At 73.1% G+C, this 16,980-nt stretch carries 12 protein-coding genes; 8 read left to right on the top strand and 4 right to left on the bottom strand.

Going from position 1 to position 16,980, the window contains the following annotated elements:
* Positions 1–129 precede the first annotated feature (129 nt).
* The 3 genes from ACN6LM_RS08265 to ACN6LM_RS08255 all read left to right on the top strand — a co-directional run bounded on the left by ACN6LM_RS08265 (position 130) and on the right by ACN6LM_RS08255 (position 4,723).
* Positions 130–1,107, top strand: coding sequence for an SMI1/KNR4 family protein (locus ACN6LM_RS08265; RefSeq protein WP_445064622.1), 978 nt, complete (start codon positions 130–132; stop codon positions 1,105–1,107).
* Positions 1,108–1,112: 5 nt separating this feature from the next.
* Positions 1,113–3,590, top strand: coding sequence for an SUKH-4 family immunity protein (locus tag ACN6LM_RS08260; protein ID WP_445064621.1), 2,478 nt, complete (start codon positions 1,113–1,115; stop codon positions 3,588–3,590).
* Positions 3,591–3,787: 197 nt separating this feature from the next.
* The gene (locus ACN6LM_RS08255; protein WP_445064620.1) at positions 3,788–4,723 is read left to right on the top strand and encodes a cellulose-binding protein; all 936 of its coding nucleotides are present in this window, start codon (positions 3,788–3,790) and stop codon (positions 4,721–4,723) included.
* A 7-nt stretch (positions 4,724–4,730) separates the two neighbouring features.
* Here the strand turns inward: ACN6LM_RS08255 and ACN6LM_RS08250 are convergent, their stop codons facing one another.
* Positions 4,731–5,186: a MarR family winged helix-turn-helix transcriptional regulator gene (locus ACN6LM_RS08250; protein ID WP_445064619.1), complete on the bottom strand. Its 456-nt coding sequence runs from the start codon at positions 5,184–5,186 to the stop codon at positions 4,731–4,733.
* A gap of 150 nt (positions 5,187–5,336) precedes the next feature.
* Here ACN6LM_RS08250 and ACN6LM_RS08245 point away from each other — a divergent pair, with 150 nt between their 5' ends.
* Positions 5,337–6,794, top strand: a complete 1,458-nt coding sequence (locus ACN6LM_RS08245) for an MFS transporter (RefSeq protein ID WP_445064618.1) — start codon at positions 5,337–5,339, stop codon at positions 6,792–6,794.
* Here the strand turns inward: ACN6LM_RS08245 and ACN6LM_RS08240 are convergent.
* From ACN6LM_RS08240 to ACN6LM_RS08230, 3 genes are read right to left on the bottom strand one after another with little or no spacing between them, the layout of a single operon-like run.
* Positions 6,709–7,659 carry a haloalkane dehalogenase gene (locus ACN6LM_RS08240; RefSeq protein ID WP_445064617.1) on the bottom strand — a complete coding sequence of 317 codons (951 nt, stop codon included), beginning with the start codon at positions 7,657–7,659 and terminating at the stop codon, positions 6,709–6,711. The two genes, ACN6LM_RS08245 and ACN6LM_RS08240, sit on opposite strands and share 86 nt — an antisense overlap.
* 35 nt (positions 7,660–7,694) lie before the next feature.
* On the bottom strand, positions 7,695–8,099 hold the full coding sequence (locus ACN6LM_RS08235) for a pyridoxamine 5'-phosphate oxidase family protein (protein WP_445064616.1): 405 nt from the start codon (positions 8,097–8,099) through the stop codon (positions 7,695–7,697).
* Entirely contained in the window at positions 8,096–8,788 is a 693-nt protein-coding gene (locus tag ACN6LM_RS08230) for an NAD(P)-dependent oxidoreductase (RefSeq protein WP_445064615.1), read from the bottom strand. Before ACN6LM_RS08230 ends, ACN6LM_RS08235 begins: the two co-directional genes overlap by 4 nt.
* 75 nt (positions 8,789–8,863) lie before the next feature.
* Here ACN6LM_RS08230 and ACN6LM_RS08225 point away from each other — a divergent pair, with 75 nt between their 5' ends.
* The 4 genes from ACN6LM_RS08225 to mfd all read left to right on the top strand — a co-directional run bounded on the left by ACN6LM_RS08225 (position 8,864) and on the right by mfd (position 16,927).
* Positions 8,864–9,454 (top strand): TetR family transcriptional regulator, encoded by a 591-nt coding sequence (locus tag ACN6LM_RS08225; protein WP_445064614.1) that lies wholly within the window; start codon positions 8,864–8,866, stop codon positions 9,452–9,454.
* A gap of 348 nt (positions 9,455–9,802) precedes the next feature.
* Entirely contained in the window at positions 9,803–10,591 is a 789-nt protein-coding gene (locus ACN6LM_RS08220; RefSeq protein WP_445064613.1) for an ABC transporter ATP-binding protein, read from the top strand.
* Positions 10,588–13,170: an ABC transporter permease gene (locus tag ACN6LM_RS08215; protein WP_445064612.1), complete on the top strand. Its 2,583-nt coding sequence runs from the start codon at positions 10,588–10,590 to the stop codon at positions 13,168–13,170. Before ACN6LM_RS08220 ends, ACN6LM_RS08215 begins: the two co-directional genes overlap by 4 nt.
* A gap of 226 nt (positions 13,171–13,396) precedes the next feature.
* On the top strand, positions 13,397–16,927 hold the full coding sequence (gene mfd / locus ACN6LM_RS08210; protein WP_445064611.1) for a transcription-repair coupling factor: 3,531 nt from the start codon (positions 13,397–13,399) through the stop codon (positions 16,925–16,927).
* Positions 16,928–16,980: the final 53 nt, after the last annotated feature.

The raw sequence follows: 16,980 nt of genomic DNA, 5'->3' as shown, positions 1-16,980 counted from the left end.
TTTGGTGACGGTTGTGGCCAGGGGACGGCGGGGCCGGTTCCCGTACGGGTGACACCGCTTAGGCTGTGCCTGGACCGCCTCCTGGGCAGGTCGGTCCTCATCAGCCAGACGCAGCAGGGGGCAACCGCCATGACGACAGGTCGGCTCGGGCAGCAAGCCGCGCCACCGAACGCGGCCTACGCCGGGCAGCTCGTGCACTTCCCGGACCCGGTCCGGGCGTCCCGCCACCCCAGAGGGGTGCGGATGGACGAGAACGGCTGTCCGGACTTCTCGCCGTACGCGCGTGCCGCGGCGGAGATCGCGGAGCCCCCGCAGGGTTTCGGTGTGGACGAGCTGCGGCTCACGGACTACGTGTCCGCGAACGCCGCGCTGGCCGAGGCGGGGCACGAGCTGTGGGACACGATCCCGCCGGTGGCGACGCCGCACGGCTGGACCTGGCACCACGTGCCGGGCGGTCGCCGGATGGAGCTGGTCCCGGTCGAGGTGAAGGCGCTGCTGCGGCACCACGGCGGCCTGGCGTCCACGGATGTCGATCAGGACAAGCGGGGGACGCGCCCGCTCCAGGAGACGCGTCCCGCGCACTTCCGGCTGCCCAAGGGGGCCGTGGCGGTGAGCGAGCAGCAGATCCTGGGGGTCGAGGAGGACCTCGGTTACCGGCTGCCGGGGGCGTACCGCTCGTTCCTGAAGGCGGCGGGCGGTTCGGCCCCGGTGGGTACGGCGCTCGACGCGGAGCTGGGTCTGCTGATCGACCAGCCGTTCTTCACGGTGCGCGAGGAGGCCGCCGTGAACGACCTGGTGTACGTCAACAAGTGCCTGCGCGACCACCTGACGAAGGACTACCTCGGCGTCGCGTTCGTGCAGGGCGGTCTGCTCGCGGTGAAGGTGCGCGGTGAGCGCCCGGGTTCGGTGTGGTTCTGCGCGTACGACGACGCCCGGGACCGTGACGGCTGGACGGTGCAGGAGCGGGTGGACCGGCTGCTGCTGCCGTGCGGTGAGGACTTCGACGCGTTCCTGCAGCGGCTGGCGGGCAATCCGCCGGAGCTGGAGACGGTGGCGAACCTGATGGTGGACGGCGGCTTCGCGCAGGCCGTCCCGGTGGAGGGGTGAGCGCGATGGTGACCTTCGCTCAGGCGCAGGAGCGCGCGGACGAGTGGGTGAACGGCGACGTTCCGGCGTATCAGCATCGCGAGGTGCGCGTACGGGAATTCGAACTCGGATTCGTGGTGTGGGCCGAGGACCGTGCGGACGGACCGGTCTCCGACGGCGGCCGGCAGCGGCTGGTGATCGCGCGGGACAGCGGTGAGGCGACGCTGTGGCCCGGGCTGCCGGTCGGTGAGGTGATCCGGCGGTACGAGGAGGAGTACGGCTCGCAGGAGGAGGAGCCGGCCGCACCGGCGCCGACGCCCGAGCGGGTGGACCTGAATCAGACGTCGTTCCTGCTGAGCCCGCCCGAGTGGCTCCAGGAGGCGGCGGACAAGCTGGGCATCCCGGACCGGCGCGCGGACCGGGACGAGACCCCGCCGCCCGCGCCCAGGGCTCCCTCGTCCTTCCCGCCGCCCGCCCCGATCCCGTCGCCCTCGACGTCCTCGCAGGGTGGTTCGGTGGCGTACGAGCCGACCGCGTCGGACGGCGTTCCGGCGTCCTCGCTCCAGCCCCCTGTCGGTGCCACGCCGTGGGCGGGGACCGATGTGAACGCGGATTCGGACGACGCGGAGGTGGCGCTTCCGGCGACGGTGTTCGCGCCGCCGCTGTCGGGTGCCGACGACGAGGAGGAGCTGCCCCCGGTCGTTCCGGCGGACGCGCCGACGGCGCTGATGTCGGGTGGCAGCGCGCTGCCGAAGACCGCGATCGCGCCGAGTCTGGGCGGCGAGCGCCCGCAGGCGGGTCCGCCGGTGCCGGGTCCGCCCGTGCCGGGGACCGCGGTGCCGGGTCCGCCGGTTCCCGGGACGGGCGTGCCGGGTCCGCCGGTGCCCGGGCAGCACACTCCGCCGCCTGCCCGGCACATGCCGCCGCCCGGTCCGCCCGGCGGCCCGGGGGACATCGCCGACGCCGCGACGAGCAAGGCGGCCATCTCGCCGCGTGCCCAGCGCGGGGGTACTCCTCCGCCGCCGCCCGGTGCTCCCGGCACCCCGGGCGCGCGGCCGGGTGCGCCGGTGCCGCCGCCCTCGGGCCCGGGTGCGCCCGGCGCGCCGGCGGGCGGCTATGTGCCGACGCAGCTCGTCTCCCAGCTGGGTCCGCCCGGGGCCCCGCAGCCGCCCGGTCCGCCGGCCCCGCCGCCTGCGGGCGGGGTGCACCAGGCGGCCACGATGTTCGCCGACCCGAACGCGTCGTCCGGCGCGGGCGTTCCGCGGCCGCCCGGCCCGCCGGGTGTTCCGGGCGCGCCGCAGCCGCCCGGTCCGCCGGGTGCGCCCGGTGTGCCCGGTGCGCCCGGTGTGCCGGCCGGGCAGCAGCCGCCTCCGCCGCCGGGGGCGATGCCTCCGCCCGGCCCGGGCGGGGTGCACCACGCGGCGACGATGCTCGCGGGGCCGGCGCAGGCCGGTCCGGGGGCGCCGCAGCCGCCGGGTTCGCCGATGGGCGCGCCGCCCGCGTACGGCTATCCGCAGGCGCCGCCCGGTCAGCCGACCGTCGGTCCGGGTTATCAGGCGGTGCTGCGGTTCCGGGCGCCGGACGGCAGTGAGCAGCAGCTGATCCGCCGTTCGGCGCCGGGGACGCCGCACCCGGAGTGGCAGATGCTGCATGAGCTGCGGGCGATGAACGTGCCGCCGCAGCAGGTGATCGAGCTGCACACGGAGCTGGAGTCCTGTGAGCTGCCCGGCGGCTACTGCGCCCGGATGATCCGGGAGACCTGGCCGCAGGTGCGGATCACGTCCGTCGCCCCGTACGGCACGGACCACGCGAGCCGGCAGCAGGGCATGCAGCATCTGCTGACGCATCAGGGCGAGCTGCACCAGGTGGCGGACGGTCCCGCGCGGCCCGCGCCGGTGCGGGCGCCGCTGCCGCAGATGCAGCCCGCGCCGCCGGTGCCGCCGGAGGCGCTGGCCGAGGAGATGATGCAGACCTTCGGTCCGCAGGGCATCCTCCGCTTCGACCAGCGCGCGGTGTCGCGTCAGGGTGTGCCGGAGATCGTGGCGCGGACCCTGGTGTGGGCGGGTCTGCCCGCTGACTTCGGGCCGTTCTTCTGGGCGCAGCCGGGTCAGCCGGTGGTGCCGACGCTGGCGGAGCTGGCGGCCCAGCGGCAGGTGCAGCCCGCGTCGGACGCGGGGTCGTATCTGGTGATGGGCTCGGACTTCGGCCGGGCGATCTGCGTCCAGTACGGGACCGCGCACATCGTGGCGGTGCCGGTGGAGGCGGGTCCGGGCGGTGCGCCGGTGCCGCCGCAGTTCGTGAACACGGGGCTGCCGGAGTTCGTGCGCTGCATGGCGTTGCTGGGCCGGATGTGGCGGCTGCGGTACGGGCTGAATCCGGAGCAGGCGGGCCGCTGGACGGTGGACTTCCAGGCGCAGCTGGTGGCGCTGGACGCGGCGGCGCTGGCGTCGCCGGAGAGCTGGTGGTCGGTGCTGCTGGAGCAGATGTGGGACGGCCTCATCTGACTGTTCGGTGCGCGCGAGGCGTGGTGCCCGGTCCCTTTCGGGGGCCGGCCACCACGCCTTTCCCGTGTGTGATGCCGGTCGCTTCCGTCCGGAAAGCGCCGCATCGATTCAGACTTCCCGACCAATTGCCGCATCCTTGACCTATCGCTCGTTGGCCGGAGCGTCGGAGTCGGGAAGATCGGAAAGAGGCGTCAGGGATGAGTTCTGCACCGGGGTCCGCGTACGGGTTCGTCGGTGTACGGGGCCGTGGGTACCGACCGGAGCAGGTGGACCGTGCGGTGGCGGCCCTGTCCGCGGAGCGCGACGAGGCCGTGGCGCGGGTGGCCCGGCTGACGGAGCTGGCGGAGGGGCTGGCGGCGGAGTCGGCCCGGCTGGACGAGGCCGTGGCGCGGCTGGCCCCGCCGGACTACGGGCCGCTGGGGGAGCGGGCGCTGCGGATCCTGGCGTTGGCCGAGGAGGAGGCGGGGGCGCTCCTGGGCGCGGCGCGCGAGGAGGCGCAGGCGTTCCGGGACGAGGCGGACGCGGCGGCCCGGGCCCTGCGGGACGCGGCGCGCACGGATGCGGAGGCGGTCCGGGCGGCGGCGGAGAGCGCGGCCGGCGAGCTGGTGGCGGCGGCGGAGGCGGCGGCCGGGGAGGCGCTGGAGGCGGCTCGCACCGAAGCGGCCGGTCTGCGTGCGGAGGCGGAGTCCGCGATGGCGGCGACCCGCAGCCGTACGGCGAGTGTGCTGGCGCATCAGGAGCAGGAGCACGCCGAGCGGCACGAGGCGGCGGAGCGGGAGCTCGCGGACGCCGAGGCGGCGCAGGCGGCGGAGCACGCCGGGCTGATGGAGCGCGCGGAGGCGGAGCTCGCGGCCGCGCGCCGGGCCCGGGCGGAGGCGGAGGAGGCCGCGCGGCACGGCCAGGAGGACGCGGAGGCGCGGGCCGCCGAGCTGATCGCGCGGGCGCGGGTGCGTGAGGAGCGGGTGGTGCGGGAGACCGAGCGCGTCCTGCGGGCGCACGAGGAGGGCCGCGAGGAGGTCCGGGCCCACATGGCCCACGTGCGCGGTTCGCTCGCGGCGCTGACGGGGCGGGTGTCCCCGGCGGCGGAGCCGGAAGCGGAGCCGGAGCCGGCGCAGGAGCGGGCCCGGGGCTGACGGCTCCTCAGGGGCGGGGCCAGGGGCGGCGCGAGAGCTGTTCGATGCCGCTGTTGAACCGTTTGAGGTAGCCGGCGAAGGCCGCGATGTCCTCGTCGGGCCAGTCGTGCATGACCTGGTCCAGGGAGCGCACGACGCGTTCGCGCTCCGCGTCCAGGAGCCGCGCGCCCTCGTTCGTGATGCGGAACTTGCGGGCCATGCCGCCGTCGGGGTCCGGGATGCGTTCGGCGAGTCCGGAGCGGGTCACGGCGGCGGTCTGGCGGTTGAGGGTGGACGCGTCGAGGCCGAAGGCGTCGCTGAGTTCGCCGTTGGACATGGGGCCCTGGACGCGCAGCCGGCTCAGCAGGATGTACGCGCTCCGGTCCAGGAGGGCGTACTTGTGGCGTCCGCCGCGGTGGTCGGCGAGGCTGTGGCGGCCGAGCAGCATCTGCTCGTACTCCACCTCTTCCGTGGGCCTGGGCATGGGAACGGCCTCCTGCTTCTGCTGCTTGTGGGCGGCGGCTCATTCTCGCATGGAGTGTGTACGCAGCACATAATGTGTATGACGCATTGAGCATGTACGATGCATGCTGCTGTCCCGGAAGGCGGGACCACGCCCCAAGGAGTCCCCCTCATGGATGCCCCCCAGCCGTCGGCGAGGACAGGCGCCGTCGTCGCCACCCTGGCCTTCGCCGGCACCGTGGCAGCGGTCATGCAGACGCTGGTCACGCCGCTCATCGCGGAACTGCCCAAGATCCTCGACACCTCGTCGTCCAACGCGGCCTGGGTCATCACCGTGACCCTGCTGGTCTCCGCGGTGTGCGTGCCGGTCTCCGGCCGCCTCGGCGACCTGCTGGGCAAGCGGCGGATGCTGCTCGCCTGCTCGGTGCCGCTGATCGCCGGCTCGGTGGTCTGCGCGCTCTCGTCCTCCGTCGTGCCGATGATCGTCGGGCGCGGCCTCCAGGGCATGGGCATGGGCATGGTCCCGCTCGGGATCGCCCTGCTGCGCGACGTGGTGCCGCCGGAGAAGATGAGCTCGTCCATCGCGCTGGTCAGCGCCTCGCTCGGCATCGGCGGCGCGCTCGGCCTGCCGATCGCCTCGGCGGTCGCCCAGTACGCCAGCTGGCGCGTGCTGTTCTGGGGCTCGGCCGTGCTGGCCGCCGTGATCTGCGCGCTGATCTGGTTCCTGATCCCGGACGTCCCGGCGGGTGCCAAGGGGCAGCGCTTCGACGTGCCCGGCGCGCTCGGCCTCGCGGCCGGTCTGGTCTCCCTGCTCCTCGCCGTCTCCAAGGGTGCCGACTGGGGCTGGGCCTCCACGACGACCATCGGCCTGTTCGCCGCCGCCGTCGTGATCCTCCTCGCCTGGGGGTTCTGGGAGCTGCGCACCACGGACCCGCTGGTGGACCTGCGCACCACGGCCCGCCCCCGGGTGCTCATCACCAACATCGCGTCGCTCTTCGTCGGCTTCGGCATGTACGCGGGCATGCTGATCGCGCCGCAGCTGCTCCAGTTCCCCGAGGCCACCGGCTACGGGCTCGGCCAGACGATGCTCCAGGCCGGCCTGTGGATGGCCCCCGGCGGCATCATGATGATGGTCGTCTCCCCGTTCGGCGGGAAGCTCACCGACGCCCGCGGCCCGAAGTTCACCCTGATCTCCGGCGTCCTCGTCATCGCCGCCGCCTACGGCCTGGGCATCCTGCTGATGGGCTCCGCCTGGGGTCTGATGCTGTTCCTCATGGTCAGCAGCAGCGGCGTCGGCCTCGCGTACGGGGCGATGCCCGCCCTCATCATGAGCGCGGTCCCGGCCTCCGAGACCGCCGCCGCGAACGGCTTCAACACCCTCATGCGCGCCCTCGGCACCTCGGTCGGCGCCGCCGTGATCGGCGCGGTCCTCGCCCAGATGACCACCGAGACGGCCGGCTACACCTTCACCTCGGAGTCCGGCTTCCGCATGGGCCTGGTCCTCGGCTGCGGCGTCGCCCTGATCGCCGTCGCGATCTCCGCCTTCATCCCGGCGGTACGCGGCTCCGCCACGGCCTCCGGCACGGCGGACACCCCCGCCGCCCCGGAGGCGGCGGTGACCAAGGGCTGACCTGCCACGCACCCCGGGCCGCCCACGCGCTGATCGCCGAGGCCAGCTCCTCCGGACGGTCCTCGGGGGAGTGGTGGCCGGCCGGTCCGTGCCGGGAGACCTCCAGGCCCGCGATGTTCGCCTCGCACCAGGCCACGGCCGCCGCGTCGGTCATGGCGCCGGGCCCGGGCTCGAACGCGGCCAGGAGCTTGGGCACTTCCGGGCTCGCGGCCAGCCAGGCGTCGTAGCGCTCGATTCGGGCCACCACGTCGGCGGGCTCGCCGTCCAGCGGCATCATGCGCGTCCACGCCAGGACGGGGCGGCGGCTGTCCGGGGTCGGGAAGGGGCGGCGGTAGACGTCGAGGTCGGCGGGGTCCAGCGGGGTGGCGAGCGTCCCCGGCAGCCCCTCGACGAACGCGCCCTGTTCCAGGACCATGCTCTCGCCCACTCCCGGCGTCCGCAGAAGGGTGAACAGCTCGCGTCCGGCGGCCGGGAACTCGTCGCCGTACAGCGGTTTGACGATGGTCTCCGTGAAGGCGAGCGCGCGGACGGCCCCCGGCAGGCGCGCGGCCCGGTCGAAGGCGAGCGCGCCGCCCCAGTCGTGGCCGATCAGCACCGCCTCGGCGAGGCCGAGCGCGTCGAACCAGGCGTCCAGGTGCCGGGCGTGGTCCTCGAAGGAGTAGGCGAGTTCGGGCTTGCCGGAGTCGCCCATGCCGATGAGGTCGGGGGCCAGCAGCCGGCGGCCGGGCGCGGCCACCCCCGGCAGGACGTTGCGCCAGAGGTGGGAGGAGGTGGGGTTGCCGTGCAGGAAGACGAACGGCAGCCCGTCGGGGTCGCCGGACTCGCGGTAGTGGACGGTGGTGCCGAGGACGGGAACGGTGGGCATGATGAGGCTTCACATCGCTTTCGGGGCGAGGGATTTCATACGTTGAGGCTCAGGAACCGGTCGATCGTGATCTCGATGACGGCCAGGTCCGGCGGGGCGGGCGGCGCGGAGCCGTACCGGGCGGTGTAGCGGCGTACCGCCTCTGCCAGGCGTACGGGCCCGGCGTCGACCGACGCACGGCCTTCGAGGGTGATCCAGCGGAAGCCGTCCGCCTGGCAGAGCGCCACCCGGGCGGCCGGGCCGCCCGCCGCCACGTTGCGCGCCTTGCGGGCACCGGCCCGGGTGGCCACCCGGGCGAGGCCGGAGGCCGCGTCGAACGTGAAGCGGACGGGGGTGACGTGCGGGGTGCCGTCGGGGCGCAGCGTGGTGAACGCGGCCGTACGCGGAAGGGCGAGGAACTCCAGGGCTGCGGCGGTGAGTCCGGTGTCCGGGCGGCTCACTTCTTCTTCACGCCCTCGTTCCAGATCAGCTTGGCCACGTTCGGCTTCACGGCCGTGGTGACGACACCCATGGCCGTACGGACATGGCGCCGTTCCTCCAGTTCGCGCAGCATGCTCGCGGCGAGGTCGGAGCGGGCCGTGAAGACTCCGTCGGCGCTGGAGGGGGCGGTGCGGTAGTCGGTGACCACCGGGTGCTCGAAGAGGCCCGAAGGGCGCACCAGGGTCCAGTCGAGGGCCGTGCGGCGGACGACGTCCTCCATGCGGCGCATGTCCGCGTGCAGGGTGCGGCCGAGCCGCCGGTTCACCAGCGGGTCGAGCACATGGTTGAAGAAGTGCGCCCCGGTCGGCCGCCAGCCGGGGTCGGCGATGCTGGAGCTGACGACCAGCAGCCGCCCCACACCGTGCCGGCTCATGGCCCGGGTGATGGCCGCGGCGCTCTGCGAGTACAGGGTGACGGGCTGCTTGCTGAAGCGGGCACCGAGAGCGGACAGGACCGCGTCCGCCCCCTCGACCGCGGCGTCCACGGCCGCCGGGTCGGTGGCGTCGGCGACGGCAGGGGTGACCCCGGGGCGGGCCGGCAGCGAACCGGGACGGCGGATGACGGCGGTGACCTCGTGACCGGCGGCGACGGCCTGTTCGGTGAGGTGGCGTCCGGTCGGGCCGGTGGCGCCGAAGAGCGTGATGCGCATGGCGGGGCTGCTTCCTTCGGGGTGCGGTGGGAACTCCCTTGACTGTGCGGATCGCGCCGCGCACGCTCAACGCTGATGAATAACGCCGTGGCCGCCCCCGCCCGGCCCCGGGGCCGCCCCCGGGGCAATCCGCCGACCCGCGCGTCGCTCGTCGTGGCGGCGCGGGCGCTGTTCCTGGAGCGCGGCTACCGGGCCACCACGCTGCGCGCCGTGGCCGCTGCCGCCGGGGTCGACCCGGCGCTGATCTCGTATCACTTCGGGTCGAAGAAGGGCCTGTTCGCCGAGGTGATGCAGGTCGGGTGTGCCGAGGCGCTGGCGGTGGACGAGGTGCTGGGCGGTGACCCGGTCACCCTGCCCGGACGGCTCGTCGACGCGGTGACGGGCCTGTGGGAGGACGCCGAGTTCCGCCGGCTCGCCGGCTGGGGCGAGGCCGCCGACGAGGCCGTCCGCGACTACCTGGAACAGGAGCTGCTGGGTCGGCTCGTTGAATTTCTCGGCGGCCCGGACGCGACCGCCCGCGCCACCGCCGTGGTGACCGTGCTCGGCGGAATCATCTACACCCGCTATCTGAACCCCCTCCCCACCCCGGCCGCCCTCACCCCGGCCGAGATCCGCGCAGCCCTCACCCCGGCCGTACGCGCGGCACTCGCCCCCCGGCGGCGGTAGCGCCCGTTCCGGAGCCCTCGTCTCCGCCCCGCGGCGTGGACCCCTGGGTGCAGTCCCTGAGATCCGGGTCCACCCGGGGGCCCAGCCCCCTAGGGGGAGCTCCTTACCGCGGGCCAGGGGCCGTTCCTCCCGGTGGAGGACGTGCGGGGGCGGGGTCCCTCCGTAGCGTGGTCGTCGTACCGCAGACGTACGGCAGACGGGCCGCCGAGAGGGCGGACCGCAGGGGACGGGGTGGGGAAAACCCCACCGGAAGACTGCGCTGGGCACCAGCGCGCCGGACCCCCTCCGCACAGCAGACTTCACAGCGGACGGCGACAACACGCCACTGACCGACATAGGAGAAATACCGTGACAACGGCTGTAACCATTCCCAGGCACGGGGGCACTGGAGGGCGTACGGCCGTGGCTGCGCGGGCGCGGCAGGTCGTCAAGGCGTACGGGTCCGGGGAGACCCGGGTCGTCGCGCTCGACCACGTCGACGTGGACATCGCCCGCGGGCAGTTCACCGCGATCATGGGCCCGTCCGGCTCCGGCAAGTCGACGCTGATGCACTGCCTGGCCGGCCTGGACACCGTGACGTCCGGCCGGATCCACGTCGCCGACACCGAGATCACCGGGCTCAAGGACAAGAAGCTCACCCAGCTCCGGCGCGACCGCATCGGGTTCATCTTCCAGGCGTTCAACCTGCTGCCGACACTGAACGCGCTGGAGAACATCACGCTGCCGATGGACATCGCCGGCCGCAAGCCCGACGCCGCCTGGCTCGACCAGGTCGTGGAGACCGTCGGCCTGGCCGGCCGCCTCAAGCACCGGCCGACCCAGCTCTCCGGCGGCCAGCAGCAGCGCGTCGCGGTGGCGCGGGCCCTCGCCGCCAAGCCGGAGATCATCTTCGGTGACGAGCCGACCGGGAACCTGGACTCCCGGGCCGGTGCGGAGGTCCTGAGCTTCCTGCGCAGGTCCGTGGACGAGCTGGGCCAGACCATCGTCATGGTCACCCACGACCCGGTCGCCGCCTCCTACGCGGACCGGGTGCTCTACCTCGCCGACGGGCGCATCGTGGACGAGATGCACAACCCCACCGCCGACCAGGTGCTGGACCGCATGAAGGACTTCGACGCGCGCGGGCGGACGTCATGACCGTCTGGAAGACCTCGATGCGCAACTTCCTCGCGCACAAGGGACGCATGGCGCTCTCCGCCGTCGCCGTCCTGCTCTCGGTGGCGTTCGTCTGCGGCACGCTCGTCTTCACCGACACCATGAACACCACGTTCGACAAGCTCTTCGCCGCCACCTCCGCCGATGTCACCGTCAGCCCGAAGAAGGCCAAGGTGGCCGACCTCCCGGAGAACGGGAAGCCCGAGTCGCTGCCCGCCTCCCTCCTCGCGAAGGCCGGCAAGGCCGACGGGGTGAAGACGGCCGAGGGCGGCGTCTCCAGCGCGTCCGTCACCGTGGTCGACGGCCACAACGAGAACATGGGCTCCGAGACCGGCGCCCCGACCATCGCCGCCAACTGGACGCGGAACGACCTGCGGTCCATGGAGATCACCTCCGGCCACGCCCCGCGCGGCCCGACCGAGATCATGGTCGACGCCGACACCGCCGAGAAGCACCACCTGAAGATCGGTGACGAGCTGCGCACCATCGCGGCCACCGGCGACCTCAAGGGGAAGATCTCCGGCATCGTCGCCTTCAAGGTGACCAACCCGGGCGCGGCCATCGTCTACCTGGACACCGCCACCGCCCAGCGCACGCTGCTCGGCGCCCCCGACCGCTTCTCGCACCTCTCCATCACCGCCGCACCCGGCGTCACCGACACCCGGTTGAAGCAGAACGTGGCCCGGGCGCTCGACGGCACCGGCGCCTACAAGCTCCAGACGCAGGCGGAGGCCGCCGCCGAGAGCAAGGACTCCATGGGGTCGTTCCTCGACGTCATGAAGTACGCGATGCTCGGCTTCGCCGGGATCGCCTTCCTCGTCGGCATCTTCCTCATCGTCAACACCTTCTCGATGCTGGTCGCCCAGCGCACCCGCGAGATCGGCCTGATGCGGGCCATCGGTTCCAGCCGCGAGCAGGTCAACCGCTCGGTGCTGCTGGAGGCGGTGCTCCTCGGCGTCGTCGGCTCGGTCCTCGGCGTCGGCGCCGGCGTCGGACTCGCCGTACGGCTGATGAAGGTCATGGGCGCCATCGGTATGGAGCTGTCCACCGGAGACCTGACCGTCTCCTGGACGACCCCGGTGGTCGGGCTCGCGCTCGGCATCATCGTCACCGTCCTCGCCGCCTACATCCCGGCCCGCCGGGCCGGCAAGGTCTCCCCGATGGCCGCCCTGCGTGACGCCGGCACCCCGGCGGACGCCAAGTCGGGCTGGGTCCGGGCGGGTCTCGGCCTCGTGGTCACCGGCGCCGGTGCCGCAGCCCTCTGGGCGGCGACGCGGGTGGACGAGGCGAGCGACGGCTCCGGCCTCCTCGGCCTGGGTGTGCTGCTGACGCTCGTCGGCTTCATCGTGATCGGTCCGCTGCTCGCCGGAGTCGTCGTACGGGGGCTGAGCGCCGTCCTGCTGCGGTTCTTCGGCCCCGTCGGCCGGCTCGCCGAGCGCAACGCCCTGCGCAACCCGCGCCGCACCGGCGCCACCGGTGCCGCCCTGATGATCGGCCTCGCCCTGGTCGCCTGCCTGTCCGTGGTCGGCTCCTCCATGGTCGCCTCGGCCACCGACGAGCTGGACAAGTCGGTGGGCGCGGACTTCATCGTGGAATCCTCGGCCCCCGGTCAGCTGATCGTCCCCCAGGCCGCCGAGGCGCTGTCCTCCGCCCCGGGCATCGAGCACCTCACGCACTACAAGGTCCTCGGCGCGAAGCTGACCGGCCCGGACGGCAAGGCGTCCGACGAGCACGTCACGGCGGCCGACCCGACGTACGCCGAGGACGTGCGCCGCGAGGTCCTGTCCGGCGACCTGGACAAGGCGTACGGCAAGGACGCCATGTCGGTCGGCGAGGAGTACGCCACCGCGCACCGCATCGAGGTCGGCGACACGATCACCGTCGCGTTCAAGGCCGGCGACACGGCGAAGCTGAAGGTCGCCGCGATCACCTCGGACGAGACCGCACTCGACCAGGGCGCGATGTACCTGAGCACCTCGACCGCGAAGCGGTACGTCCCCGCCGACAGCATGCCCCAGAACATGATCATGTTCGCCAAGGCGAAGGACGGCCAGGCGGACGCGGCGTACGCGGCGCTGAAGAGCGCCGTCGCGAAGTACCCGCAGTACAAGGTGCGGAATCAGGCCGACTTCAAGGAGAACCTGAAGGACCAGATCGGCCAGCTCCTGAACGTCGTGTACGGCCTGCTCGCCCTGGCGATCATCGTCGCGGTGCTCGGTGTGGTGAACACCCTGGCCCTGTCGGTGGTGGAGCGGACCCGCGAGATCGGCCTGATGCGCGCCATCGGCCTCTCCCGCCGCCAGCTGCGCCGCATGATCCGGCTGGAGTCCGTGGTCATCGCCCTCTTCGGCGCCCTGCTCGGCCTCGGCCTGGGCATGGGCTGGGGCACCTCGGCCCAGAAGCTGCTGGCCCTGGAGGGCCTGGGCGTCCTGGACATCCCGTGGCCGACCATCATCACGGTGTTCGTCGCCTCCGCCTTCGTCGGACTCTTCGCGGCCTTCGTCCCGGCCTTCCGGGCGGGCCGGATGAACGTCCTGAACGCGATTGCCGCGGACGGGTGAGACGGACGGCCCCGCACTGACGGAATCCGGCCCCGGCGCGCTCCTCGGAGCACGCCGGGGCCGGTGGGGTGTACGGCCTCGCGCAAGCGGCTGCCTTCCCCGAGTCGTACGCTGGAACCCCCGGTGCGTCTCACGTGTCGGGCCCTTCGCGTTGCCCCCGGGGCAGCGCGCCCTGGCGGCAGCCGGCCGTCAGAGGCCCCTCTCCTCACCCGGACGGAAGCCCTTCATGAGCCTGAACGGTCTGCTGGATGTCGTCGTACGTGATCCGGCGCTCGACGAAGCGGTGAAGGCCGCCGGTGACGGCCACCGGACGCACATCGACCTGGTGGGCCCGCCCGCCGCGCGGCCCTTCGCCGTCGCCGCGCTGGCCCGGGACGCCGGGCGGACGGTGCTCGCGGTCACCGCGACCGGCCGGGAGGCGGAGGACCTGGCGGCCGCGCTGCGCACCATGCTGCCGCCGGACACGATCGCGGAGTTCCCGTCCTGGGAGACCCTGCCGCACGAGCGCCTGTCGCCCCGCTCCGACACCGTGGGCCGCCGGCTCGCCGTGCTCCGGCGCCTCGCGCACCCGCGCGCCGACGACCCGGAGACCGGGCCGGTCTCGGTCGTCGTCGCGCCGATCCGGTCCGTGCTCCAGCCGCAGGTGAAGGGGCTCGCGGACCTGGAGCCGGTCGCGCTGCGCACCGGGCAGAGCGCCGACCTCGGCGAGACCGTGGAGGCGCTGGCGGCAGCCGCCTACGCGCGGGTCGAACTGGTCGAGAAGCGCGGCGAGTTCGCGGTGCGCGGCGGCATCCTGGACGTGTTCCCGCCCACCGAGGAGCACCCGCTCCGGGTGGAGTTCTGGGGCGACGACGTCGAGGAGATCCGTTACTTCAAGATCGCCGACCAGCGGTCCCTGGAGGTCGCCGAGCACGGCCTGTGGGCGCCGCCCTGCCGGGAGCTCCTGCTGACGGACGAGGTGCGGGAGCGGGCCGCCGCGCTCGCCGAGGCCCATCCGGAGCTGGGTGAACTCCTCAACAAGATCGCCGAGGGCATCGCGGTCGAGGGCATGGAGTCCCTGGCGCCGGTCCTCGTGGACGACATGGAACTGCTGCTCGACGTGTTGCCCAAGGGCGCGATGGCCGTCGTCTGCGACCCCGAGCGGGTCCGGACCCGGGCCGCGGACCTGGTCGCGACCAGCCAGGAGTTCCTCCAGGCGTCCTGGGCGGCGTCGGCGGGCGGCGGCGAGGCCCCGATCGATGTCGGCGCGGCCTCGCTGCGGGGCATCGCGGACGTCCGCGAGCGGGCCCGTGAGCTGGACATGATGTGGTGGTCGATCTCCCCGTTCGCCGCCGACGCGGAGCTGGACGGGGACACCCTGGCGCTGGGCATGCTGGCGCCGGAGACGTACCGGGGGGACACCGCGCGGGCGTTCGCCGACACCAAGGGCCGGCTGGCCGACGGCTGGCGCACGGTGTACGTCACGGAGGGCCAGGGGCTCGCGTCCCGTACGGTCGAGATGCTGGGCGGCGAGGGGATCGCGGCCCGCCTCGACCCGGACCTGGACGAGATCACCCCGTCCGTGGTGCACGTCTCGTGCGGGGCCATCGACCATGGCTTCGTCCACCCCGGCCTGAAGCTCGCGGTGCTCACGGAGACCGACCTCACCGGGCAGCGCACCGCCACCAAGGACCTGGGCCGGATGCCGGTCCGGCGGCGCAAGACGATCGACCCGCTGACGCTGGAGACCGGCGACTACATCGTGCACGAGCAGCACGGTGTGGGCCGCTACATCGAGATGGTGCAGCGCACGGTGCAGGGGGCGACACGCGAGTACCTGCTCGTCGAGTACGCCCCCGCCAAGCGCGGGCAGCCCGGCGACCGGCTGTACATCCCGACCGACCAGCTGGAGCAGGTCACCAAGTACGTCGGCGGCGAGGCCCCGACCCTGCACCGGCTCGGCGGCGCGGACTGGACGAAGACGAAGGCGCGCGCCAAGAAGGCCGTCAAGGAGATCGCCGCCGACCTGATCAAGCTGTACTCGGCCCGGATGGCGGCCCCCGGCCACACCTTCGGCCCGGACACGCCCTGGCAGCGCGAGCTGGAGGACGCGTTCCCGTACGCGGAGACGCCCGACCAGCTGACGACGATCGCCGAGGTCAAGGAGGACATGGAGAAGTCGGTCCCGATGGACCGGTTGATCTGCGGCGACGTGGGGTACGGCAAGACGGAGATCGCGGTCCGCGCCGCGTTCAAGGCGGTGCAGGACGGGAAGCAGGTCGCCGTCCTCGTCCCCACCACGCTGCTCGTCCAGCAGCACTACGGCACGTTCACCGAGCGCTATTCCCAGTTCCCCGTCAACGTACGCGCGCTGAGCCGCTTCCAGTCCGAGGCCGAGTCCAAGGCGACGCTCGCGGGGCTGAAGGACGGTGCCGTCGACCTGGTCATCGGCACCCACCGCCTGTTCTCGTCGGAGACGAAGTTCAAGGACCTGGGCCTCGTCATCGTGGACGAGGAGCAGCGGTTCGGCGTCGAGCACAAGGAGCAGCTGAAGAAGCTCCGCGCCAACGTGGACGTGCTGACCATGTCCGCGACGCCCATCCCCCGTACGCTCGAAATGGCGGTCACCGGCATCCGCGAGATGTCGACCATCACCACCCCGCCCGAGGAGCGCCACCCGGTCCTGACCTTCGTCGGGCCGTACGAGGAGAAGCAGATCGGCGCCGCGATCCGGCGTGAACTGCTGCGCGAGGGCCAGGCGTTCTACATCCACAACCGCGTCGAGTCGATCGACCGGGCGGCGGCGCGGCTGCGCGAGATCGTGCCCGAGGCGCGGATCGCCACGGCGCACGGCCAGATGTCCGAACAGGCCCTGGAACAGGTCGTGGTGGACTTCTGGGAGAAGAAGTTCGACGTGCTGGTCTCCACGACGATCGTGGAATCCGGCATCGACATCTCCAACGCGAACACCCTGATCGTGGAGCGCGGCGACAACTTCGGCCTCTCGCAGCTGCACCAGCTGCGCGGCCGGGTGGGCCGTGGCCGCGACCGGGGCTACGCCTACTTCCTCTACCCGCCGGAGAAGCCCCTGACGGAGACCGCCCACGAGCGCCTGGCCACGATCGCCCAGCACACCGAGATGGGCGCGGGCATGTACGTGGCCATGAAGGACCTGGAGATCCGGGGCGCGGGCAATCTGCTCGGCGGCGAGCAGTCCGGCCACATCGCGGGCGTCGGCTTCGACCTGTACGTACGCATGGTGGGCGAGGCGGTCGCGGACTACCGGGCGTCCCTGGAGGGCGGCGTCGAGGAGGAGCCGCCGCTGGAGGTCAAGATCGAGCTGCCGGTCGACGCGCACGTCCCGCACGACTACGCCCCCGGCGAGCGGCTGCGCCTCCAGGCGTACCGCTCGATCGCCTCGGCGTCCTCCGAGGACGACATCAAGGCGGTCCGCGAGGAGCTGACCGACCGCTACGGCAAGCTCCCGGAGCCGGTCGAGAACCTGCTCCTGGTGGCGGGCCTGCGCATGCTGGCGCGCGCCTGCGGGGTCGGCGACATCGTGCTCCAGGGTCCGAACATCCGCTTCGCACCGGTGGAGCTGCGCGAGTCGCAGGAGCTGCGCCTCAAGCGGCTGTACCCGAAGACGGTCATCAAGCCGGCGGTCCACCAGATCCTGGTGCCGCGCCCGACGACGGGCAGGATCGGCGGCAAGCCGGTGGTGGGACGCGAGCTGCTGGCGTGGACGGGTGAGTTCCTGACGACGATCCTGGGGTCATGACGGCCCGGACACGGGAACGGGAGCGGGGGGGGGGGGGGGGGGGGGGGGGGGGG

The organism is Streptomyces sp. SAS_281, from assembly GCF_052542855.1.
This window is presented reverse-complemented; position numbering and strand designations above follow the sequence as displayed.

Excerpts from the sequence above, each read along its gene's own strand:
- ACN6LM_RS08265 (WP_445064622.1), top strand. The coding sequence starts at position 130 with ATGACGACAGGTCGGCTCGGGCAGCAAGCCGCGCCACCGAACGCGGCC.
- ACN6LM_RS08260 (WP_445064621.1), top strand. The coding sequence starts at position 1,113 with ATGGTGACCTTCGCTCAGGCGCAGGAGCGCGCGGACGAGTGGGTGAAC.
- ACN6LM_RS08255 (WP_445064620.1), top strand. The coding sequence starts at position 3,788 with ATGAGTTCTGCACCGGGGTCCGCGTACGGGTTCGTCGGTGTACGGGGC.
- ACN6LM_RS08250 (WP_445064619.1), bottom strand. The coding sequence starts at position 5,186 with ATGCCCAGGCCCACGGAAGAGGTGGAGTACGAGCAGATGCTGCTCGGC.
- ACN6LM_RS08245 (WP_445064618.1), top strand. The coding sequence starts at position 5,337 with ATGGATGCCCCCCAGCCGTCGGCGAGGACAGGCGCCGTCGTCGCCACC.
- ACN6LM_RS08240 (WP_445064617.1), bottom strand. The coding sequence starts at position 7,659 with ATGCCCACCGTTCCCGTCCTCGGCACCACCGTCCACTACCGCGAGTCC.
- ACN6LM_RS08230 (WP_445064615.1), bottom strand. The coding sequence starts at position 8,788 with ATGCGCATCACGCTCTTCGGCGCCACCGGCCCGACCGGACGCCACCTC.
- ACN6LM_RS08225 (WP_445064614.1), top strand. The coding sequence starts at position 8,864 with ATGAATAACGCCGTGGCCGCCCCCGCCCGGCCCCGGGGCCGCCCCCGG.
- ACN6LM_RS08215 (WP_445064612.1), top strand. The coding sequence starts at position 10,588 with ATGACCGTCTGGAAGACCTCGATGCGCAACTTCCTCGCGCACAAGGGA.
- mfd (WP_445064611.1), top strand. The coding sequence starts at position 13,397 with ATGAGCCTGAACGGTCTGCTGGATGTCGTCGTACGTGATCCGGCGCTC.